Source organism: Prevotella bivia DSM 20514 (assembly GCF_000262545.1).
GTDB classification, from domain to species: domain Bacteria; phylum Bacteroidota; class Bacteroidia; order Bacteroidales; family Bacteroidaceae; genus Prevotella; species Prevotella bivia.
Genome location: NZ_JH660660.1, coordinates 1,355,435 through 1,371,237, shown reverse-complemented (window position 1 = coordinate 1,371,237; position 15,803 = coordinate 1,355,435). Strand labels below are relative to the sequence as shown.

Genomic DNA, 15,803 nt, shown 5'->3' with positions numbered 1-15,803 from the left:
CACGCATTGTCCCTCACCTTAGATACTATTTGCGACGTATGAGTCGTTGCTCGTCCTTGTCTTTCTGCAACTGGCGTGGGGCGCGCTTGCCGAACTCGTCCACGTCTCTGTTTACCATGAGGCGAACGCCGTAGTGCAGGGTGGCATTATCGTTATGTCCACGGTCGAAGCCGTCTTTGGATAGCACACGGTAGCAGAATGTCTTGTTGCTGTGCTCGTTGTCCTTGTCGTAGGTGTCGTATTTCCAGCGTGTTCTTGACCAGTATGCCATGCGCCATGTAGCTCCGCCTTTTGGGAAGGGGTAGCCTACGCAGGGCAAAACACGATAACAGTCGGTACGATAGAGCGGGTTGCTGTCCGAACATTCTCCCCACCACTTGTCGTCCATGATGTCGCGCACGGTTACGTTGGCGTTGCCTATCCAACGGCTCTGTACCACGAGGCGCATGCCCTGTCCGTCGTTGGTGGCATCGGGACCGCCAGCGTCCATGAACCTCCAGCGATAGGCACAGCGATAGCGGTTGCCGTAGGGACGGCGGTCTTTGTGCGACTGTGCCTCCTTATTGTTGCCGTAGAAACGAATGGCGTAGAGTTCGAGCCGGCTCTTATCTTGCATAAAGTAGGAGTAGAAGATAGGTTTATTGTTCCAAAACCGCTCTTCTTGAATATCTGCCTTGTTGCTGTTGTGTGTTTCGCCAGCTGTGATGATGGGGCGCATGTCGTCTTCCTCTGGGTCGAACATTTCGAAGTAAGGGTTGGGAGCAGACTTGATGTTATTCCAGCCTGTAAGACCTATAGGCAAAGTACCATTATAGATGCTTGTAAGGATATTAGGCAAGGCGATTCCCCATTCTTCGCCAGTGGGAAGATGGTAATCTTGTGGCTTCATGGTGCCATTGTTAAGCGCAAAGCGCATTTTCATATCGGCACTTTTGAGCGACCAGTTGTTCACCCATCCGTAATCAGCCTCGTTGGGGTGTGGTGCGTTGGTGTCGTGGAAGCCCATCTCATCGGTCTTGCTGTTTGTTACCGCCAAGCGTTCCAAAGGGTTTGCCCACGGATAGGCAGGCTTACCGTCTCTCATCTCACTAAAACGTGGACGACACACACCTACTTCCGTGGAGAAGCCACAGCCTTTAACTTTTTTGCTTTTGAAATCGAGAACTTTGAACTCGCCCGACCATTCCTGAGGTTTTGACTGCCCAACCAACCATTCATCAGCGTACGGATAACGTGGGTTGCCTTTCTGTTTCCTACCCAGCATAAATCCTCCACGCTCGGCGGTAAGCATGGTTTGCCCGATGTAGTTGAGCTTAGGTATGGGCATACCCCACACGTAGAACTCGTCGTACTCGGCTTTCTCCTTTCCCTTGCGCATGGCAGAGGCATCGAAGGTGTAGCGATACTCGTAGAGTGGCGAACCGTAGTCTGCGCTCTCGTCGAGTGGGTTCACGTTGCCAGGATTGTTGAAATGTATCTGCCTGTCATTTTCGTACATCCAGTAGAAGTTGCTTTCAATGCTGTTCGTCCAAGGGCGCAACTCGCAATCGAGACCGAAAGAATGATCCATAGCAAGATCGGCATTGGAGCGGAACAGGCTGGGAGGCATCATCAGGAAACCGCCTCGGGCAGTGATTTGCGAGCTGGCAAAGGCATATTTATGTCCCTCTGGTTTTACCAAGTCGGTATTGCGCTTCACCTTGAAGCGTATCATTGTTCCCAATAACCTAAACTTCCATTTGTCAAAATTGATTTTTCCATCTTTCATCTGTAATTTCATCCAGCCTGTGGCATAAGGTACGGTAACTCGAATGTTTCCATTAGCATCAAGTTGGTTGTGGTATGGAGAGTGATTAGGGTCGAAGTCTACATAGAAATGATATAGCTTTTCTGCACGTCTCCTTGTCTTGTCGTCAAGACTCATATTTTTGCGTTCTCTGTCAAAGTCTGGGTTATATTCGCCTCCGATGATGCCACACACATACCATTCCTCATTTTGCTTTGGTGTAAATGCCTTGTCGTTGAGCCAATGAAACTCAACCATGTCGTTAGTTTTTACGTCAATAGAGCCATCGCTATTGTAGCTTACTTTGTCAAATTTTACCTCTCCAGCTCCAAGCACCACCTTGTTGCCGTCCATCGCCTCTTTGCCGTCAATCATCGTCTTGGCGTTTTTGTCTACACGTACGATAAAGATTCGTGCTTTGAGTTCGGTGCCTTCTATCACTGGAAGATACTTTGAATTTACAGAAACGGCACGTGTGGTTGTAGTATTTCCATCCAATGAGGAGGATACATCAGCCAGCTCTACACAGGCATTACCCGAAATGCCAATTCTTGAAGTTTCACCAATGTTTTTCTCTGTAGTCTGCTTAACATCTGTGCTATTAAGCATTGTTTCATCAGCGCATGAAACAAGAAATGAGAGCACTATCACGCAGGATAAGAGCCATTTCATCTTACTCGTTTTTGGTGTAAAGAATGTATTCATTGCTATTGATAATATATTGTAGGTTAGTCTTCTATTAAATTATCCCCGTCGCCAGCGTCACCTGCACCAATATTTATATTTTGGCCGCTTGCAGCCAGCAGCGTACACTCTGCCTGCATGGGTATCATCGTGATTTCTGGACGAACGTACTGTTTTTTCTCTCTCGTTGTTTCTTGAGTGTCAATTATCTCTGTCATAATTCTTAAAATTTATGTTATTAATACTAATTGGTTAAAATCTCGTGTATTGTTGCCTGCCCAAGTTTGTTTGTGAGTGACGTCGGTCAGTGTTGTGAGTGACCTTTTATTGCACTTCGTTTTGGAACTTGCAGACCTTTTCGCTCTTTTCCTCCATAAGCGTGTTCGTTTTTCGGTTACATAGTCTTTTATTGTCTTAATCTCTATCAGTGCTACACGACTATAGGTTGTTTTCATAGTTTTTTGTTGTAGCGTTTCCTGCTTTTGCTATTTCGTACATACGAGTACTGTGCGCAAGTCACACGACACTCATGGGTATGGCGATACTCCTCTCATACCTTTTCTTGCGATGTATTTATAACCATAGAACAACCAAAACTAATCAGAAATATCCGAGTGTAAATCTTTAATTACCAGCATATTCTAAAATTTAACACTTTTCGGTTGCCATTTGTCGCTTCCCAAATTTCCACATATTTTTGAGACGTATTTCTGACGTGGAGAATTTGCGGGGCTTGTTTTTTGTCACACCGTGCAGACAGTTGACAAGGGTTTACAACCGTTTACGACAAGCGACAATAACCGCCCCGATATGCGGAAACAGTCACACTGTGTAGAAAAGCGACAATGGTTGACTTCCGTTCACATCCGTTTACCATTTCAGAGATATAGGATTGAAGAAATGAACCATTAAACGATAAAACGGTATGAAAGCAACCAGAAAATGCAGTTTTTGCGGCAAGTCCTTTGTAACCCGAAGCGGTATGCAAAGATATTGCAGTGAGGCTTGTCAGGCAGAAGCCAAACGAGCCAGAGTGATGCAGAAGAACAACCTCTTCAAAGTCGCCCAACCCTTGATGGAGATACAGCATCAGGAGTATCTCACCTTTTCCAAAGCAGCCATCCTCATGGGCTGTTCCCGACAGTACATTTACAAACTTGTAGCCATCGGCAAGCTGAAAGCCTCACGCATCAGCAACCGCATGGCATTCATCCGCAGAGCCGACATCGAGCAGATGTTGGAGGGCAATCCCTATCACCGCATCCTGCCCGGCAACACCTCCACACCAAGGAAATCATCTTCATCTTCCTTACCTGCCAAAAGAGAAAAAAGGGAAAAGGAAAGCGAAGAAGTGTTGGACTTCTATTCGGGCGAGGAGGTGATGTCCCTTTTTAAGGTAAAGCAGTCATGGCTTTACACTTCCGCCAAGCGTAACCATATCCCCATCTGCCGTATCGCAGGAAAGAACTATTACAGCAAGAAGCATATTGACGAGTTTTTCGGTGTGGCAGTTGATATTAGCGAAATTACCGACTGGCTACTGACCGAGGAGGTGGAGGAACTGTTCGGCATGAAGCCGACCGCACTCCGTGCCTACACCTATCGCCATAAGATACCCACTAAAAGAGAGTACGGGCGTACCTATTACTCCAAATCACATTTGAACGAACTCCGCAGAACTGACCTTGTGAACGATGAACGCTACTATACCGTTGAGCAGGTGCAGCAAATCTATGGTCTTTCGTCAGCCAACATCTGCCATATCGTCAAGGTGAAGCACATCGAAAAGATAAAGGTGGGTGTGAAAAACCTGCTTTTGCGCTCAGATGTGGAGCGTGTCATGGCTGAAAGGAACAAATAACCGTGAAAAATCGGGATTATCGAAAATTATTTCAAAATGATGTATCGTGGAGGTATTCACGGATATTTCACGTTGTTCCTTTGCCATCGGAAACATGGATACAACTCCAAAATGTATACAACCAATTAAAACATAATTATTATGAGTAAATGCAAAACAGTTACCTTGCGTAAGCGCAAGATTAAGAACGGGACACAGTATTCACTATGCCTTGACTACTATCCCGGCTACCGTGACAATGTCACCATGAGAGTGATTACACGTGAAGCCTTAGGAATTTACATCTTCGCCAAACCTGCAAACCAGCAGGAACGGGACTTCAACGCACGCATGATGAAGAAAGCGGTCATCCTGCGCAACCAGCGCTACGAAGCCATTTTCAATGAAAACAACGGCTTTTTTGACAAGACCAAGATGAAGGGCGATTTCCTTGCCTATTTCAAAGGACTGGCTGACCGCAAGAATATCAAGTGGCAGCACGTATACAAGCATTTCCAGCGGTTCGTGAACGGCAAATGCACCTTTGAGGAGGTGGATGTGGATTTGTGCCGCAAGTTCATGGAATACCTGCTTGATGCACCCCAATCCATCCACACCAACCAAAAGCTGCACATCAACTCCGCAGCAGGCTATTGGTCAACTTTCCGTGCCGTGCTGCACACCGCCTACCGTGACAGGAAGATAAAGGAGAACCCAAACGGCTTCTTAGACCGCATCGAGTGCATTCCCACCATCAGGGAGCATTTGAGCCAAGAGGAACTGATACGGCTTGCCGAAACACCCTGTGAGGAGGAGGTCTTGAAAAAAGCTTTTCTTTTCGCCTGTCTTACGGGACTGAGAAAGAGCGACATCAGACAGCTCACGTGGCAGCAGATACAACCATACACCAACGGCAGGATGTTCGTTACCACCCGTATGCAGAAAACCAAAGAAATAGTGCATAACCCCATCAGTGATGAAGCCTATGGACTGCTGGGAGAACGGGGCGAGGGACTTATCTTTGAGGATTTCAAGGACAAGATGCTGCAAGGACCACTCCAACGGTGGCTCACGGCAGCAGGGATAACCAAGAAAATCACCTTTCACTGTACCCGCCACAGCTTCGGAAGCCTGCACGTGGAAATGGGAACGGACATGGCTGTCATCCAAGCCTATCTCGGACATAAGAACATTACCACCACACAAATCTATTCCAAGATAGCAGCGCAGCAGATGTGTCAGGTGGTGGACAAGATAACCTTGAAGCGCAAGGAGGCATAAATGTCTCACATTGACAGGTATTCAGAGGGGCGGTTATGGCTACAAGGCTATAATCGCCCCTCTATGTTTTTGGCTTGATGCCACCATTTATAAGCCCCTCAGAGTATGAAACAGAGTATGATATGATGACATTTCGTGAAATACATTGAAAAAGACCGTTCTAACCGCAAATAACGGGCAGTAATTGGGAAAAATAGCATTAACTTTGCACAAAATAATACAGGAACATTCAATCTCTCAACGAAATATGGAATCATCAATCAAGGACAAATACATCATCTTGGGCTTTGTCGGCTTCGCCATCGTCCTAATATCTTCCATTGCCACGCTGGTAATAGCGGACAGCTTCAACCAAGACAACTTTGTCAGGTGGATAGTATTCGTATGCTGTAACCTGTTGGGATGGTTGCTCTATCTCTCCTTTCAGACACTTATCTTTGATACATACGAAATCTACAAAATCAAGTTCGGCAAGAAAGAAACGATTGCCGAAGCCATAGAGGTGCAGGAAGAACTGTCACAAAATACACTTGAAGAAGCCACATCTGTGCCTGGACCTACATCAGTCCCTGAGCCTGTACCCGAATCATCCCCGACAAAAGAAGAGACACTTATCCAAACACAACCGATAGAGCTTACTATCGCCCCGGATCTTCACGAAAAGAACCGTGCCAATTACGCAAGCAGAGAGCAACGGGAAAAGGAAGAGCGCATCCGCATGGTCATGGAGTATTGCCATTATTACCTGCCTCGCATTGCCGACCAAGAAACCGTGAACCACATCTGTACTGAGGTGGACAAATGGATGAATCTTAACACTTATACCCCGAAGCCCATACAAAGACCGTTTACCAAAGACATCAACAACATTCCACTCCGTCACTTCGTATGGAATATCTCTGAGCGTTTCCTGTACAAGAGATACTACAATGGGGATAACCGTGCCAAGTTCATCAAAGCCCTTTTCCCGAAATCGTTTGCTGATACAGACTTATCAACCATCAAGAATTTCAAGGTAGAGCCGTTAAAGACGGAAATTCCCATTGATGAACCCGAAAACGGCAAACTTGATTTCCACTATCCCGAGGATTATGTGCGGAATTAGGATAATCACGACACCAACGACAACCATCCGGTAACTCATAACCGCCTGTTTTACATCGTTTCCCGAGTAATTTTACCCGTCATTTATGGCTGGGCTTAATTATTCGGGAATTATTTTGCAATGACGTGTCGTGGAGATATTCACGGATATATCATTTCAGTCCTTTGCGCCAAGTCTTACAAAAGAGACGAGTACGCGAATGGAAAAATCAATTCTTACCTTCAACGACCTCCCCGAGGTTGTCGCTCAGCTTCGAGACGAAGTGATGAGCCTGAAAAGCCTGCTCGCCGAGCAGCGCAGTGTGAACAATGCCAAAACGGTGGACACCCACGTGCCCATGTCTGTGGACGAGGCAGCAGAGTATTTAGGTATCCCTAAGGGTACGCTCTACATGAAACTGTCAGAAGGGACAATCCCTGCCACCAAGCCCGGCAAACGCTATTGCCTTTACCGTGACGAACTGGACAAGTGGCTGGAAACCGCCCGAAAGAATCCCATACCGTTGTCAGACGAGGAACTGAACAAGTCCTTATCCTCTTCCCACCGTCGCAAGCCCAACCCACGTAACTGGTGAATGATATGGAAGAGGATAAGAACTATATCAACCTGATACGTGGCGACCTCACAAAAGCATCCCAAGCGCATAACGGTATGCCCGACAGTGTAGGCATGATGAATATCAAGACGGCAAACCAAACCATTCTTGAAGCATCGTTATTGCCTACGCCCCGTGCGCTGTGGGACAGCTTTTGGTACGAGGGGGAACTCTCCTGCTTGTTTGCCGATTCCAACGTGGGCAAGTCCATCCTTGCCGTGCAGATAGCCGACCGCATCGCCCGAACCGACAATGTGCTGTATCTGGACTTTGAACTGTCCGAAAAGCAGTTCCAGCTCCGCTATACCAACGAGCATGGAGAGCTCTACACCTTTCCCGACAAAATCTATCGGGTGTCTATTGACTGCAACCAGCTTTTGGATGCCAACTTTGAGGAAGCTATCATAGGCGGCATTGAACAGATGGCTGTGCAGACCGACTGCAAGATTTTCATCATTGACAATCTTACCTACCTGTGTTGCGCCATGGAGAAAGGCGATGCCGCAGGACGGCTGATGATTCAGCTGAACAATCTCAAAAAGAGATATGCGCTCTCTATCCTTGTCCTGGCACATACGCCCAAACGCTCTTTGGATTGTCCCATCACATCCAACGACCTTGCCGGAAGCAAACGGCTCTACAATTTCTTTGACAGCGTGTTCACCATTGGAAAAAGTGCCCAAGACGGAGGGCTTCGCTATGTGAAGCAGCTTAAAGTGCGCTATGGCACGTTCTCTCATGATGCGGATAATGTAATCGTTTACGAGATTGACAAGGTGGATGCTTTCTTGCAGTTCGTGTTCAGGGGCTATTCCACGGAAAAGGAACACTTGAAAAAATTGGGCGACAATGAATCAAGCCAAAGGGATTGCCAAATTCTGCAACTCTCCCAATCGGGCAAGTCCGTCAGGGAGATAGCCTCACAGGTGAATTGTGGCAAGTCCACCGTAAACCGTATCATCCAGCGCAGCAAAGAGAGTAAAAACGCAGGTGTCCCAAGTGTCCCACTGTCCCAACCCTTAGAGTGTGGGACAATGGGACAGGATGGGACAGCCGACAATCAACCATCAAAAACGGACTAAGCTATGGGCAATTATTCATTACAGAAGTATAAAGGAACGGCAACACGGCATACCTGCCCCAAATGCGGAGACAGGCATTCTTTCGTCTATTACGTGGACGAAAATAATGTGCCGTTGCATCCATCGGTCGGCAGATGTAACCACGAAAGCGGTTGTGGGTATCACTACACTCCGAAAGAGTATTTTCAAGAGCATCCTGAACACAGAACTACCAATGATTTCTCTTTTGACAGGCAAAGAGCAGAGCAGAAGAAAGTGAAGCAGCAAAGTAAGCCGACAGCCATCGGCTATATTCCCCCTCACTATGTGGAGAAGTCGCAAAGCGAGCGTAGCAATTTCTTCCGTTTCCTCTTCACACTCCTTACTTCCTACTATGGCGACAAGGCGAAAGAGGTGTTGAAGCGGTTGTTGGAGGAATACCGTTTGGGGGCTACCCGTGACGGCTCTGTTATCTTTTGGCAGATAGACAGGACGGGCAAGGTACGCACGGGAAAGGTGATGCAGTACAATCCCGAAGACGGACACCGTATCAAGGGAGGACAGACATCGGCAGTGAACTGGATACACAGCATATTGAAAAAGCAGCGTGTGTTGGCAGAGGATTGGCAACTATCCCAATGCCTTTTCGGGGAACACTTGTTGAAAACGCATCCCGACAAGGTGGTGGTCTTGGTGGAATCCGAGAAGAGTGCCGTTATCGGTTCTGCTATCTTCCCCGATTATGTATGGCTGGCTACGGGTGGTAAGAGTCAGATGAGAGAAGAGAAACTCCGTGTACTGTCAGGGCGAACCGTGCTTCTCTTTCCCGATGCCGATGCTTATGCCGAGTGGAAACAGCGAGCCGAGAGCATGTACTTTTGTAAGGTGGTGGTTTCGGACATCATCGAAAGGAATGCCACCCCGAAACAAAAAGAAGCCCATATCGACATAGCCGATTGGATTATCTTTCAGATACGGGAGGGCAAGGTGATGAGTACAGCCAACCACTTGGTCGAGGCTGAGAGAATCCTCCAGCGGATGATAGAGAAGAATCCCGTCCTGCAAAAACTGATAGACGATTTAGACCTTGTGCTGGTCGGTGCATCTCCAATCGGCAACGATGATGAAAAACCTCCCTGACGGAGGAGAGCGGAAGCCGTAGGCTGGAGTTTGCAGACAATGGCTTGCCATTGATATAGCCCACTATAACTACACGCTCCGCTTACGTAGTTGTGGGCTCTCCCGAGGGGATTAGGGTTTTACCCTAATGACCCACTCAGGGCGTTTCTCCCCTGAGAACCCAGAGCAAAGAGTGACCCTCTCTTTGCAATCTCCGCTTATGGGTTGCACCCCTAAGAACCCCATGCGTTTACGGACAGCGGAAAAGCAAACAATAAAGTACAAACCCAAAAAACAAGTATCTATGGCAACAAAATCAAGCATACATATCAAGCCCTGCAATATCGCATCGAGTGAGGCTCACAACAGGAGGACTGCCGAATACATGCGCCACATCGGAGAGTCCAGAACCTATGTGGTTCCAGAACTCTCCACCGATAATGAGCAGTGGATAAATCCCGACTTCGGCAGTCCGGATTTGCGGATGCATTATGACAATATCAGACAGATGGTAAAGGAAAAGACCGGACGTGCCATGCAGGAAAAGGAGCGTGAACGCAAAGGCAAGAACGGTAAAATAGTCAAGATTGCGGGATGCTCCCCCATACGTGAAGGAGTGCTGCTTGTCAGGTCGGACACCACACTGGCAGACGTGCGTAAATTCGGTGAGGAGTGTCAAAGACGCTGGGGAATCACACCGCTGCAAATCTTCCTGCACAAGGATGAAGGGCATTGGCTGAACGGTCAGCCGGAAGCGGAAGACAGGGAAAGCTTCAAAGTCGGGGACAGATGGTTCAAGCCGAACTATCATGCCCATATCGTTTTCGACTGGATGAACCACGAAACAGGAAAGAGCCGAAAGCTCAATGACGATGACATGATGCAGATGCAGACCCTTGCATCCGACATCCTGCTGATGGAACGCGGGCAGTCAAAGGCTGTCACTGGTAAGGAGCATCTGGAACGGAACGACTTTATCATTGAGAAGCAGAAAGCTGAACTGCAACGCATGGATGCAGCCAAACGGCACAAAGAAGAACAGATAAATCTTGCCGAGCAGGAACTGAAACAGGTGAAATCAGAAATACGCACTGACAAGTTAAAGAAGACAGCCACCACGGCAGCGACAGCCATAACTAGTGGAGTTGCTTCTCTTTTCGGGAGTGGAAAACTGAAAGAACTGGAACGTGCCAACGAAAAACTGCAAGACGAGGTTTCAAAACGGAACACCAATATTGAAAAATTGCAGAGCCAAGTACAGCAGATGCAGAAACAGCATGATACGCAAATCCACAATCTCAGAGAAATGCACAGGCAGGAACTTGACATGAAAGAAAAAGAACTGTCACGGCTCGCCAGAATCATAGACAAGGCTTTCAGGTGGTTTCCGATGTTCAGGGAAATGCTGCGCATGGAAAAGTTTTGTGCCATGCTGGGATTCTCTAAAGAAATGACTGAAAGTCTTATAGTCAAAAAAGAAGCCCTGAAATGTAGCGGTAAAATCTATTCCGAGCAACACAGGCGGAACTTTGATATAAAGGATGATATTTTAAGGGTGGAAAATGACCCTGACGATGAAAGCAGGCTGAACCTGACAATAAACAGGAAGCCGATTGCCGACTGGTTCAGGGAGCAATGGCACAGGCTTAGATATGGAGCAAGAGTGCCGCAACAGGAAGAAAGAAAAAGTAGAGGATTCAAATTATAATAGAAGCAATTTGATTAGTAATCTAAAAGCACTCCGATAACGATTAGAGTGCTTTTAGATTGTTTATCATTAATTATCAAAGCAAGTGCAGTTTAAGATTTTACTGAAGTTTGCATTAATAAAGAATATACTACAGCTGATATATGCGCAACATATTGTGACGCTTGTGATTCATTTCCCTTGAAATCCTTAACAAATACCGCTAAGGTATAACTGATATTATTAGGCAGACATATATAGGCAACATCATTGTGAGCTGCAAGAACACCATTTTCATTAACATAACCTGAACCTGTCTTATGCGCTATAACAACCCCTTCTTTATCAAGAAGTGGAGCTGCTATCCTATCTACACCTGTTTTGCATTCTTTTAACGTATTCTTAATGAAACTTTGTTTCTCATCATCGATAAGACCTTCAGTAAACAAACGATTCATCAACATTGCAGCACCAAGAGGAGATGTATAGTTAGAGTAAGCCTTGTTATGGTCAGCCGACATTTCCTCTTCCGTATAAGCTATCTGAAAACTTGAACGAGGAATGAGTGTGGCTATAAAACTATCTGTTTGAGCGACATTAACCATATCCTTAAACATAAGGTTGCTTGCATTGTTGTCACTCTGAGTAAGAGTATAACGCAGCAAATCTCTCACTGTCAATGATATGACTGGCCCTGAATAATCTTTCAGCATAGGACTCCAAGTCTTTGGGTCAAGTTTATCCCTATTTATATTTACTAAGGTATCAAGTGAAATTCCTTTATTGTCAAAGTCATTACAAAGAGCTAATGCCTGATGAACCTTAAACACACTCATCATAGGATAAACACTCTTATTATTGACCTTAACCGTATCTCTGTTATTAACAATAACCGCCACACCAATTTCGCCAGGACAAGCTGAGACAATTTGAGAAATGCTATCAGTCAAAACATTTGTTAAAGGAGGATTTGCGCTATCTTTTGTCGCTGATTTATGGAACAATGAAAATACCAAGATGAAAATGCAAACTAAAGCTATACTCAAAACTACGATTTGTTTTTTTCTGTTTTTTTCCATGTTTATATTATTTATATTTGTTTGACGAGAATATCTTTATTTGCCGACAAAGGTACATAACTTTACGGAAAAATATGTTTCCTATTTTGAAAATATGATGCAAATTTAAGTATTTTTCCCCAAAATTACAAGCAATTTCCGGAAAAATAATGAAAAATACAGAATGCAAACGTTTGCTCATATTTATACGGCAGTATTAGAATAAGGCTGCTAATCTTTTACTAAATGGGCAAGGCTTGGCGTGTGCTTTATCCGTTGAATTTCTGAATCGACAAGCGATCGAATTTCTTGCTTCACTTTACGATAGTTGGCTTCAATGGTTTCTTTGAGCGTGTCGCAGCTTTCTTTGTCAGTAAAATCAGTTATATTGGGGATGGGTTTATAGGTTTTCATATCCGCAGATACCTTGGCACTATCTACCACTATCTCCGCATGGAAAATTTTCTGGTCGATACGCTCGTCAAAGTTGTCGGACACAGCACCGACAAACATTCCCTGTGTGAGATTACTGATTTTGCTTGCAGGGATAAGGCTATCCATTTGTGTGGAGATAGAGGTGGATTTGTCATTACGGTTAATGGTCATAGACTGTCGCTGTTGAAGCACCTTGCCAAAGCGTTCCGAGAGTGTTTTGGCAGTTTCTCCAACCACCTGCCCTGAGAACACATTACCCACCGTATTCTGGATTACCTTGCTCTCCTTGTCGCCATAATCACGGGTGAGTTGCGAAAAGTCTTGAAAACCCAAACAAACTGCCACTTTATTGCTTCGTGCTGTGGCTATGAGATTATCCAATCCACGGAAGTAAATCGTTGGCAACTCGTCGATAATTACCGAGCTTTTAAGTTGCTTCTTCTTGTTGATGAGCTTTACGATACGGCTATTGTAAAGTCCGAGTGCTGCCGAGTAGATATTCTGGCGGTCGGGATTATTGCCCACAACAAGTACTTTCGGCTCGTTGGGATTGTTGATGTCAAGCGAGAAATCATCACCTGTCATCACCCAATAGAGGGCAGGAGAAATCATGCGTGAAAGCGGTATCTTGGCACTCGCAATCTGTCCCTGTAGCTGTTCCTGCGCTCCTCCCTCCCAAGCATCCATAAAGGGAGAAAGGTAGTTGGCAAGCTCATCGTAGGAAGTAAGTATCGGAAATATCTGTGCGTAGGGACGGTTCAGGAATTCGATGGCATGGGGAAAGGTACAATATTTGCCGTTCTCATATATCTTCAGAAACCAGATAATGGCGGCAAGCAAGATAATCGGTGATTCGACGAAAAAATCTCCCTGCTTCTGAATCCACGAGCGGTTGAGATTGAGCATAATGGTGTAGGCACTCTCATAGGCATCGGATATATCTGTCATAAAGGCAGGATTGATGGGATTACAGCGATGTGATTTGCGAGGGTCGTCGAAGTTAATCACATAGAATTGCGGTTTGACTTTATAAGCATCTAAATGATGGAGCAGGTGATTGTAGGCTATCTCCGACAAATCGGGAAACTTATAATCATAGATATACATGGCAAAGCCTTTCTCTATCTGCTGCTTGATGTAGTTGTTCACGATAGCATACGACTTACCAGAGCCGGGGGTGCCGAGTACCATTGATGCACGGAAGGGATTAACTACATTGATCCAGCCCTTGTTCCACTTCTTCTTATAGTAGAATCGTGTAGGAAGGTTTACCGAGTATTCGTTCTCCATCAACCGAGTTTCCTGCATAAAGCTCTCATTCTCGGTATTGAACACATCGTCCATCAAGTTGTTTTTGAGCAGTCGGCTCATCCACACACCGCCCATTAGCAGACAGATATAGCCCAAAGAAAGCGTGAAGATATAGAGCGAAGCAGCACCCACCTTACCTATGGGCAATGCCAACAGCCACCAATTCAGAAAGAAGAGCACAAAACCAGCGAAAAGCACCGTCCAAATCTTTGGCCATGTGATTTTCTCCTCCTTCACGCCTTTTGTCCCCAAGCAGGATAAGGCGAGAAATATCACACAAAACAGCTTCGTCCAAAGGATTGATGAAAACAATCCCGTGGAGCGTTGAAAGTTCATCAGTATCTTGTTGATGATGCCGAGTGTGAAGTGCCACGACTGAAATGCCTCGTAGCAGAACCAATAACAGTTAATCAGGAGGAAAATCACTGAAATTCCCCGCATAAAGTCCATAACCTTACCCAATGCCCTTAAATCGTCTTCTTGTGCCATAATGCTATTTTATTGTTGTTAGAATATCGTTTGAATACTATTTGAAAAATCTTTGATTACCATTTGAATGGTGCCATTAACGCTTCCTGCGTTTAAGTTTTACCTTACTTTGCTTACGAAGTTTGCGTTGCCATGCCGCTTCTTTCCAATCATCATTGCCCGATGAAGAGAAGGATTCTCCTACCATATTGTCGATAAATTCATCGACAAGATTGTCGCTTTCCTGCTCATCAGACTGTATTGTCTGCATCTGTTGTTGAAAGGTGGTATCAATCTTTCCATAAAGCGATTCATCCAAGAATGGATTATTCTCCGGGTTAGAGAAGTACTCGTTAAACTTATTGGCAGCATATCCTTTACCCAATCGAGAGCCATTGAGCGCAATACCTTTTTCATCATCAATGAATGTAATTCCATAGATGCGTCCATTATCATTCTTTCGGATTACCACTTGCAAGCCTTGTTTCTCCAATCTTTGTCGAAGTCTTTCCTCTGTGTGGGGAGAAGTACGCATTACTTCTAATACCTTTCTTCTGACAGTTGGTATCAATGGCTTAACCATCTGTTTTGACTTCAGCATCTTGTTCTGAACGGCAGTATAGCCCACACCTCTGCCTATGTCCGAGGCGTGAATGGGCGTGCTCACCTTATTGCCCTTGTCATCGGTAGGTACATAGACCAGCCCGTCATATTGCTTGCCCCTATACTCGGTCTTTACCTCCTCTACTGCAAGGTTGTATTTACGCAGAACGGCATTTAGTTCACCTAAGGAGCAGAAGGTATAATGCTTCATCGCAGAACGAACAGTATTTGCCACTTGTTCCTTGATATTCCCTTGCACAACATTGACCTTTGGTGTTTCTGTTGTTGTTCTCTCACTGACCTTTGAACTTGGAATGAGGTTATATTTCTTTTCCAAAGCATTAGTAATCTTCTTGCTTCGCCTGCCCTCAAACTTGTCATTGATTTTATTACCATCGAAATCCACTCGAAGCGAAACGATGTGAATATGCTCACGGGCAATGTCATTATGCTTAAAGACGATGTAGGGTTGATTGCCATAGCCGAGTGCCTCCATATACTCCTTCGCAATCTGCGTGAGCCTTTCATCAGATAGTTTCTCATCCGGGTGCGGATTGAGTGAGCAATGAAAAACCGTTTTCTTTGTCCTGCATTGCTCTGGTATCGCCTTTTGCATATCGGCAAGTACCTTATCCATTTGAAAAGTGCCATCGAAGCCTTTCCGAAGTTCGTTCACGCAGAGGACTGCCGCTTCGTTGTGCTGCACCTTTTTGAAGTTATATCCCAATGCTCCCCCAAGGTTCTCGGTAGAAGAAATCTTTGCAATCATA

12 protein-coding genes are annotated in these 15,803 nt (G+C 45.6%); 7 read left to right on the top strand and 5 right to left on the bottom strand.

The features are described from left to right. Positions 1 to 25: 25 nt before the first annotated feature. Both PREBIDRAFT_RS08235 and PREBIDRAFT_RS11590 read right to left on the bottom strand, forming a co-directional pair. On the bottom strand, positions 26 to 2,491 hold the full coding sequence (locus PREBIDRAFT_RS08235; RefSeq protein WP_004352700.1) for a hypothetical protein: 2,466 nt from the start codon (positions 2,489 to 2,491) through the stop codon (positions 26 to 28). 23 nt (positions 2,492 to 2,514) lie between these two features. Beyond that, a complete protein-coding gene (locus PREBIDRAFT_RS11590) occupies positions 2,515 to 2,688 on the bottom strand; it encodes a hypothetical protein (protein ID WP_004339688.1) in 174 nt (57 codons plus the stop codon). A 707-nt stretch (positions 2,689 to 3,395) separates the two neighbouring features. Between PREBIDRAFT_RS11590 and tnpA the strand changes: the two genes are divergently transcribed. The 7 genes from tnpA to PREBIDRAFT_RS08200 all read left to right on the top strand — a co-directional run bounded on the left by tnpA (position 3,396) and on the right by PREBIDRAFT_RS08200 (position 11,179). Next, positions 3,396 to 4,331, top strand: coding sequence for a transposon Tn4555 protein TnpA (gene tnpA / locus PREBIDRAFT_RS08230; protein ID WP_004292844.1), 936 nt, complete (start codon positions 3,396 to 3,398; stop codon positions 4,329 to 4,331). 141 nt (positions 4,332 to 4,472) lie between these two features. Beyond that, positions 4,473 to 5,591 (top strand): tyrosine-type recombinase/integrase, encoded by a 1,119-nt coding sequence (locus tag PREBIDRAFT_RS08225; RefSeq protein ID WP_004338318.1) that lies wholly within the window; start codon positions 4,473 to 4,475, stop codon positions 5,589 to 5,591. A gap of 247 nt (positions 5,592 to 5,838) precedes the next feature. Next, positions 5,839 to 6,696, top strand: a complete 858-nt coding sequence (gene tnpC, locus PREBIDRAFT_RS08220; RefSeq protein ID WP_004339687.1) for a transposon Tn4555 protein TnpC — start codon at positions 5,839 to 5,841, stop codon at positions 6,694 to 6,696. A 199-nt stretch (positions 6,697 to 6,895) separates the two neighbouring features. Next, positions 6,896 to 7,270, top strand: a complete 375-nt coding sequence (locus PREBIDRAFT_RS08215; protein ID WP_004338328.1) for an excisionase family DNA-binding protein — start codon at positions 6,896 to 6,898, stop codon at positions 7,268 to 7,270. A 5-nt stretch (positions 7,271 to 7,275) separates the two neighbouring features. Further along, on the top strand, positions 7,276 to 8,373 hold the full coding sequence (locus tag PREBIDRAFT_RS08210) for an AAA family ATPase (protein ID WP_004338330.1): 1,098 nt from the start codon (positions 7,276 to 7,278) through the stop codon (positions 8,371 to 8,373). Between the two features lie 3 nt (positions 8,374 to 8,376). Further along, positions 8,377 to 9,492, top strand: a complete 1,116-nt coding sequence (locus tag PREBIDRAFT_RS08205) for a DUF6371 domain-containing protein (protein WP_004292742.1) — start codon at positions 8,377 to 8,379, stop codon at positions 9,490 to 9,492. A gap of 283 nt (positions 9,493 to 9,775) precedes the next feature. Then, entirely contained in the window at positions 9,776 to 11,179 is a 1,404-nt protein-coding gene (locus PREBIDRAFT_RS08200) for a hypothetical protein (protein ID WP_004339684.1), read from the top strand. Between the two features lie 92 nt (positions 11,180 to 11,271). Here the strand turns inward: PREBIDRAFT_RS08200 and PREBIDRAFT_RS08195 are convergent, their stop codons facing one another. The 3 genes from PREBIDRAFT_RS08195 to mobB form a co-directional block, all read right to left on the bottom strand. Then, on the bottom strand, positions 11,272 to 12,237 hold the full coding sequence (locus PREBIDRAFT_RS08195; protein ID WP_004339683.1) for a CfxA family broad-spectrum class A beta-lactamase: 966 nt from the start codon (positions 12,235 to 12,237) through the stop codon (positions 11,272 to 11,274). Between the two features lie 210 nt (positions 12,238 to 12,447). Continuing rightward, positions 12,448 to 14,451 (bottom strand): conjugal transfer protein MobC, encoded by a 2,004-nt coding sequence (gene mobC, locus PREBIDRAFT_RS08190; RefSeq protein ID WP_004338344.1) that lies wholly within the window; start codon positions 14,449 to 14,451, stop codon positions 12,448 to 12,450. A gap of 76 nt (positions 14,452 to 14,527) precedes the next feature. Beyond that, the gene (gene mobB, locus PREBIDRAFT_RS08185) at positions 14,528 to 15,802 is read right to left on the bottom strand and encodes a conjugal transfer protein MobB (protein WP_004338346.1); all 1,275 of its coding nucleotides are present in this window, start codon (positions 15,800 to 15,802) and stop codon (positions 14,528 to 14,530) included. Position 15,803: the final 1 nt, after the last annotated feature.

Coding starts and splice junctions, on each gene's coding strand:
- PREBIDRAFT_RS08235 (WP_004352700.1), bottom strand. CDS start 2,491: ATGAATACATTCTTTACACCAAAAACGAGTAAGATGAAATGGCTCTTA.
- PREBIDRAFT_RS11590 (WP_004339688.1), bottom strand. CDS start 2,688: ATGACAGAGATAATTGACACTCAAGAAACAACGAGAGAGAAAAAACAG.
- tnpA (WP_004292844.1), top strand. CDS start 3,396: ATGAAAGCAACCAGAAAATGCAGTTTTTGCGGCAAGTCCTTTGTAACC.
- PREBIDRAFT_RS08225 (WP_004338318.1), top strand. CDS start 4,473: ATGAGTAAATGCAAAACAGTTACCTTGCGTAAGCGCAAGATTAAGAAC.
- tnpC (WP_004339687.1), top strand. CDS start 5,839: ATGGAATCATCAATCAAGGACAAATACATCATCTTGGGCTTTGTCGGC.
- PREBIDRAFT_RS08215 (WP_004338328.1), top strand. CDS start 6,896: ATGGAAAAATCAATTCTTACCTTCAACGACCTCCCCGAGGTTGTCGCT.
- PREBIDRAFT_RS08210 (WP_004338330.1), top strand. CDS start 7,276: ATGGAAGAGGATAAGAACTATATCAACCTGATACGTGGCGACCTCACA.
- PREBIDRAFT_RS08205 (WP_004292742.1), top strand. CDS start 8,377: ATGGGCAATTATTCATTACAGAAGTATAAAGGAACGGCAACACGGCAT.
- PREBIDRAFT_RS08200 (WP_004339684.1), top strand. CDS start 9,776: ATGGCAACAAAATCAAGCATACATATCAAGCCCTGCAATATCGCATCG.
- PREBIDRAFT_RS08195 (WP_004339683.1), bottom strand. CDS start 12,237: ATGGAAAAAAACAGAAAAAAACAAATCGTAGTTTTGAGTATAGCTTTA.
- mobC (WP_004338344.1), bottom strand. CDS start 14,451: ATGGCACAAGAAGACGATTTAAGGGCATTGGGTAAGGTTATGGACTTT.
- mobB (WP_004338346.1), bottom strand. CDS start 15,802: ATGATTGCAAAGATTTCTTCTACCGAGAACCTTGGGGGAGCATTGGGA.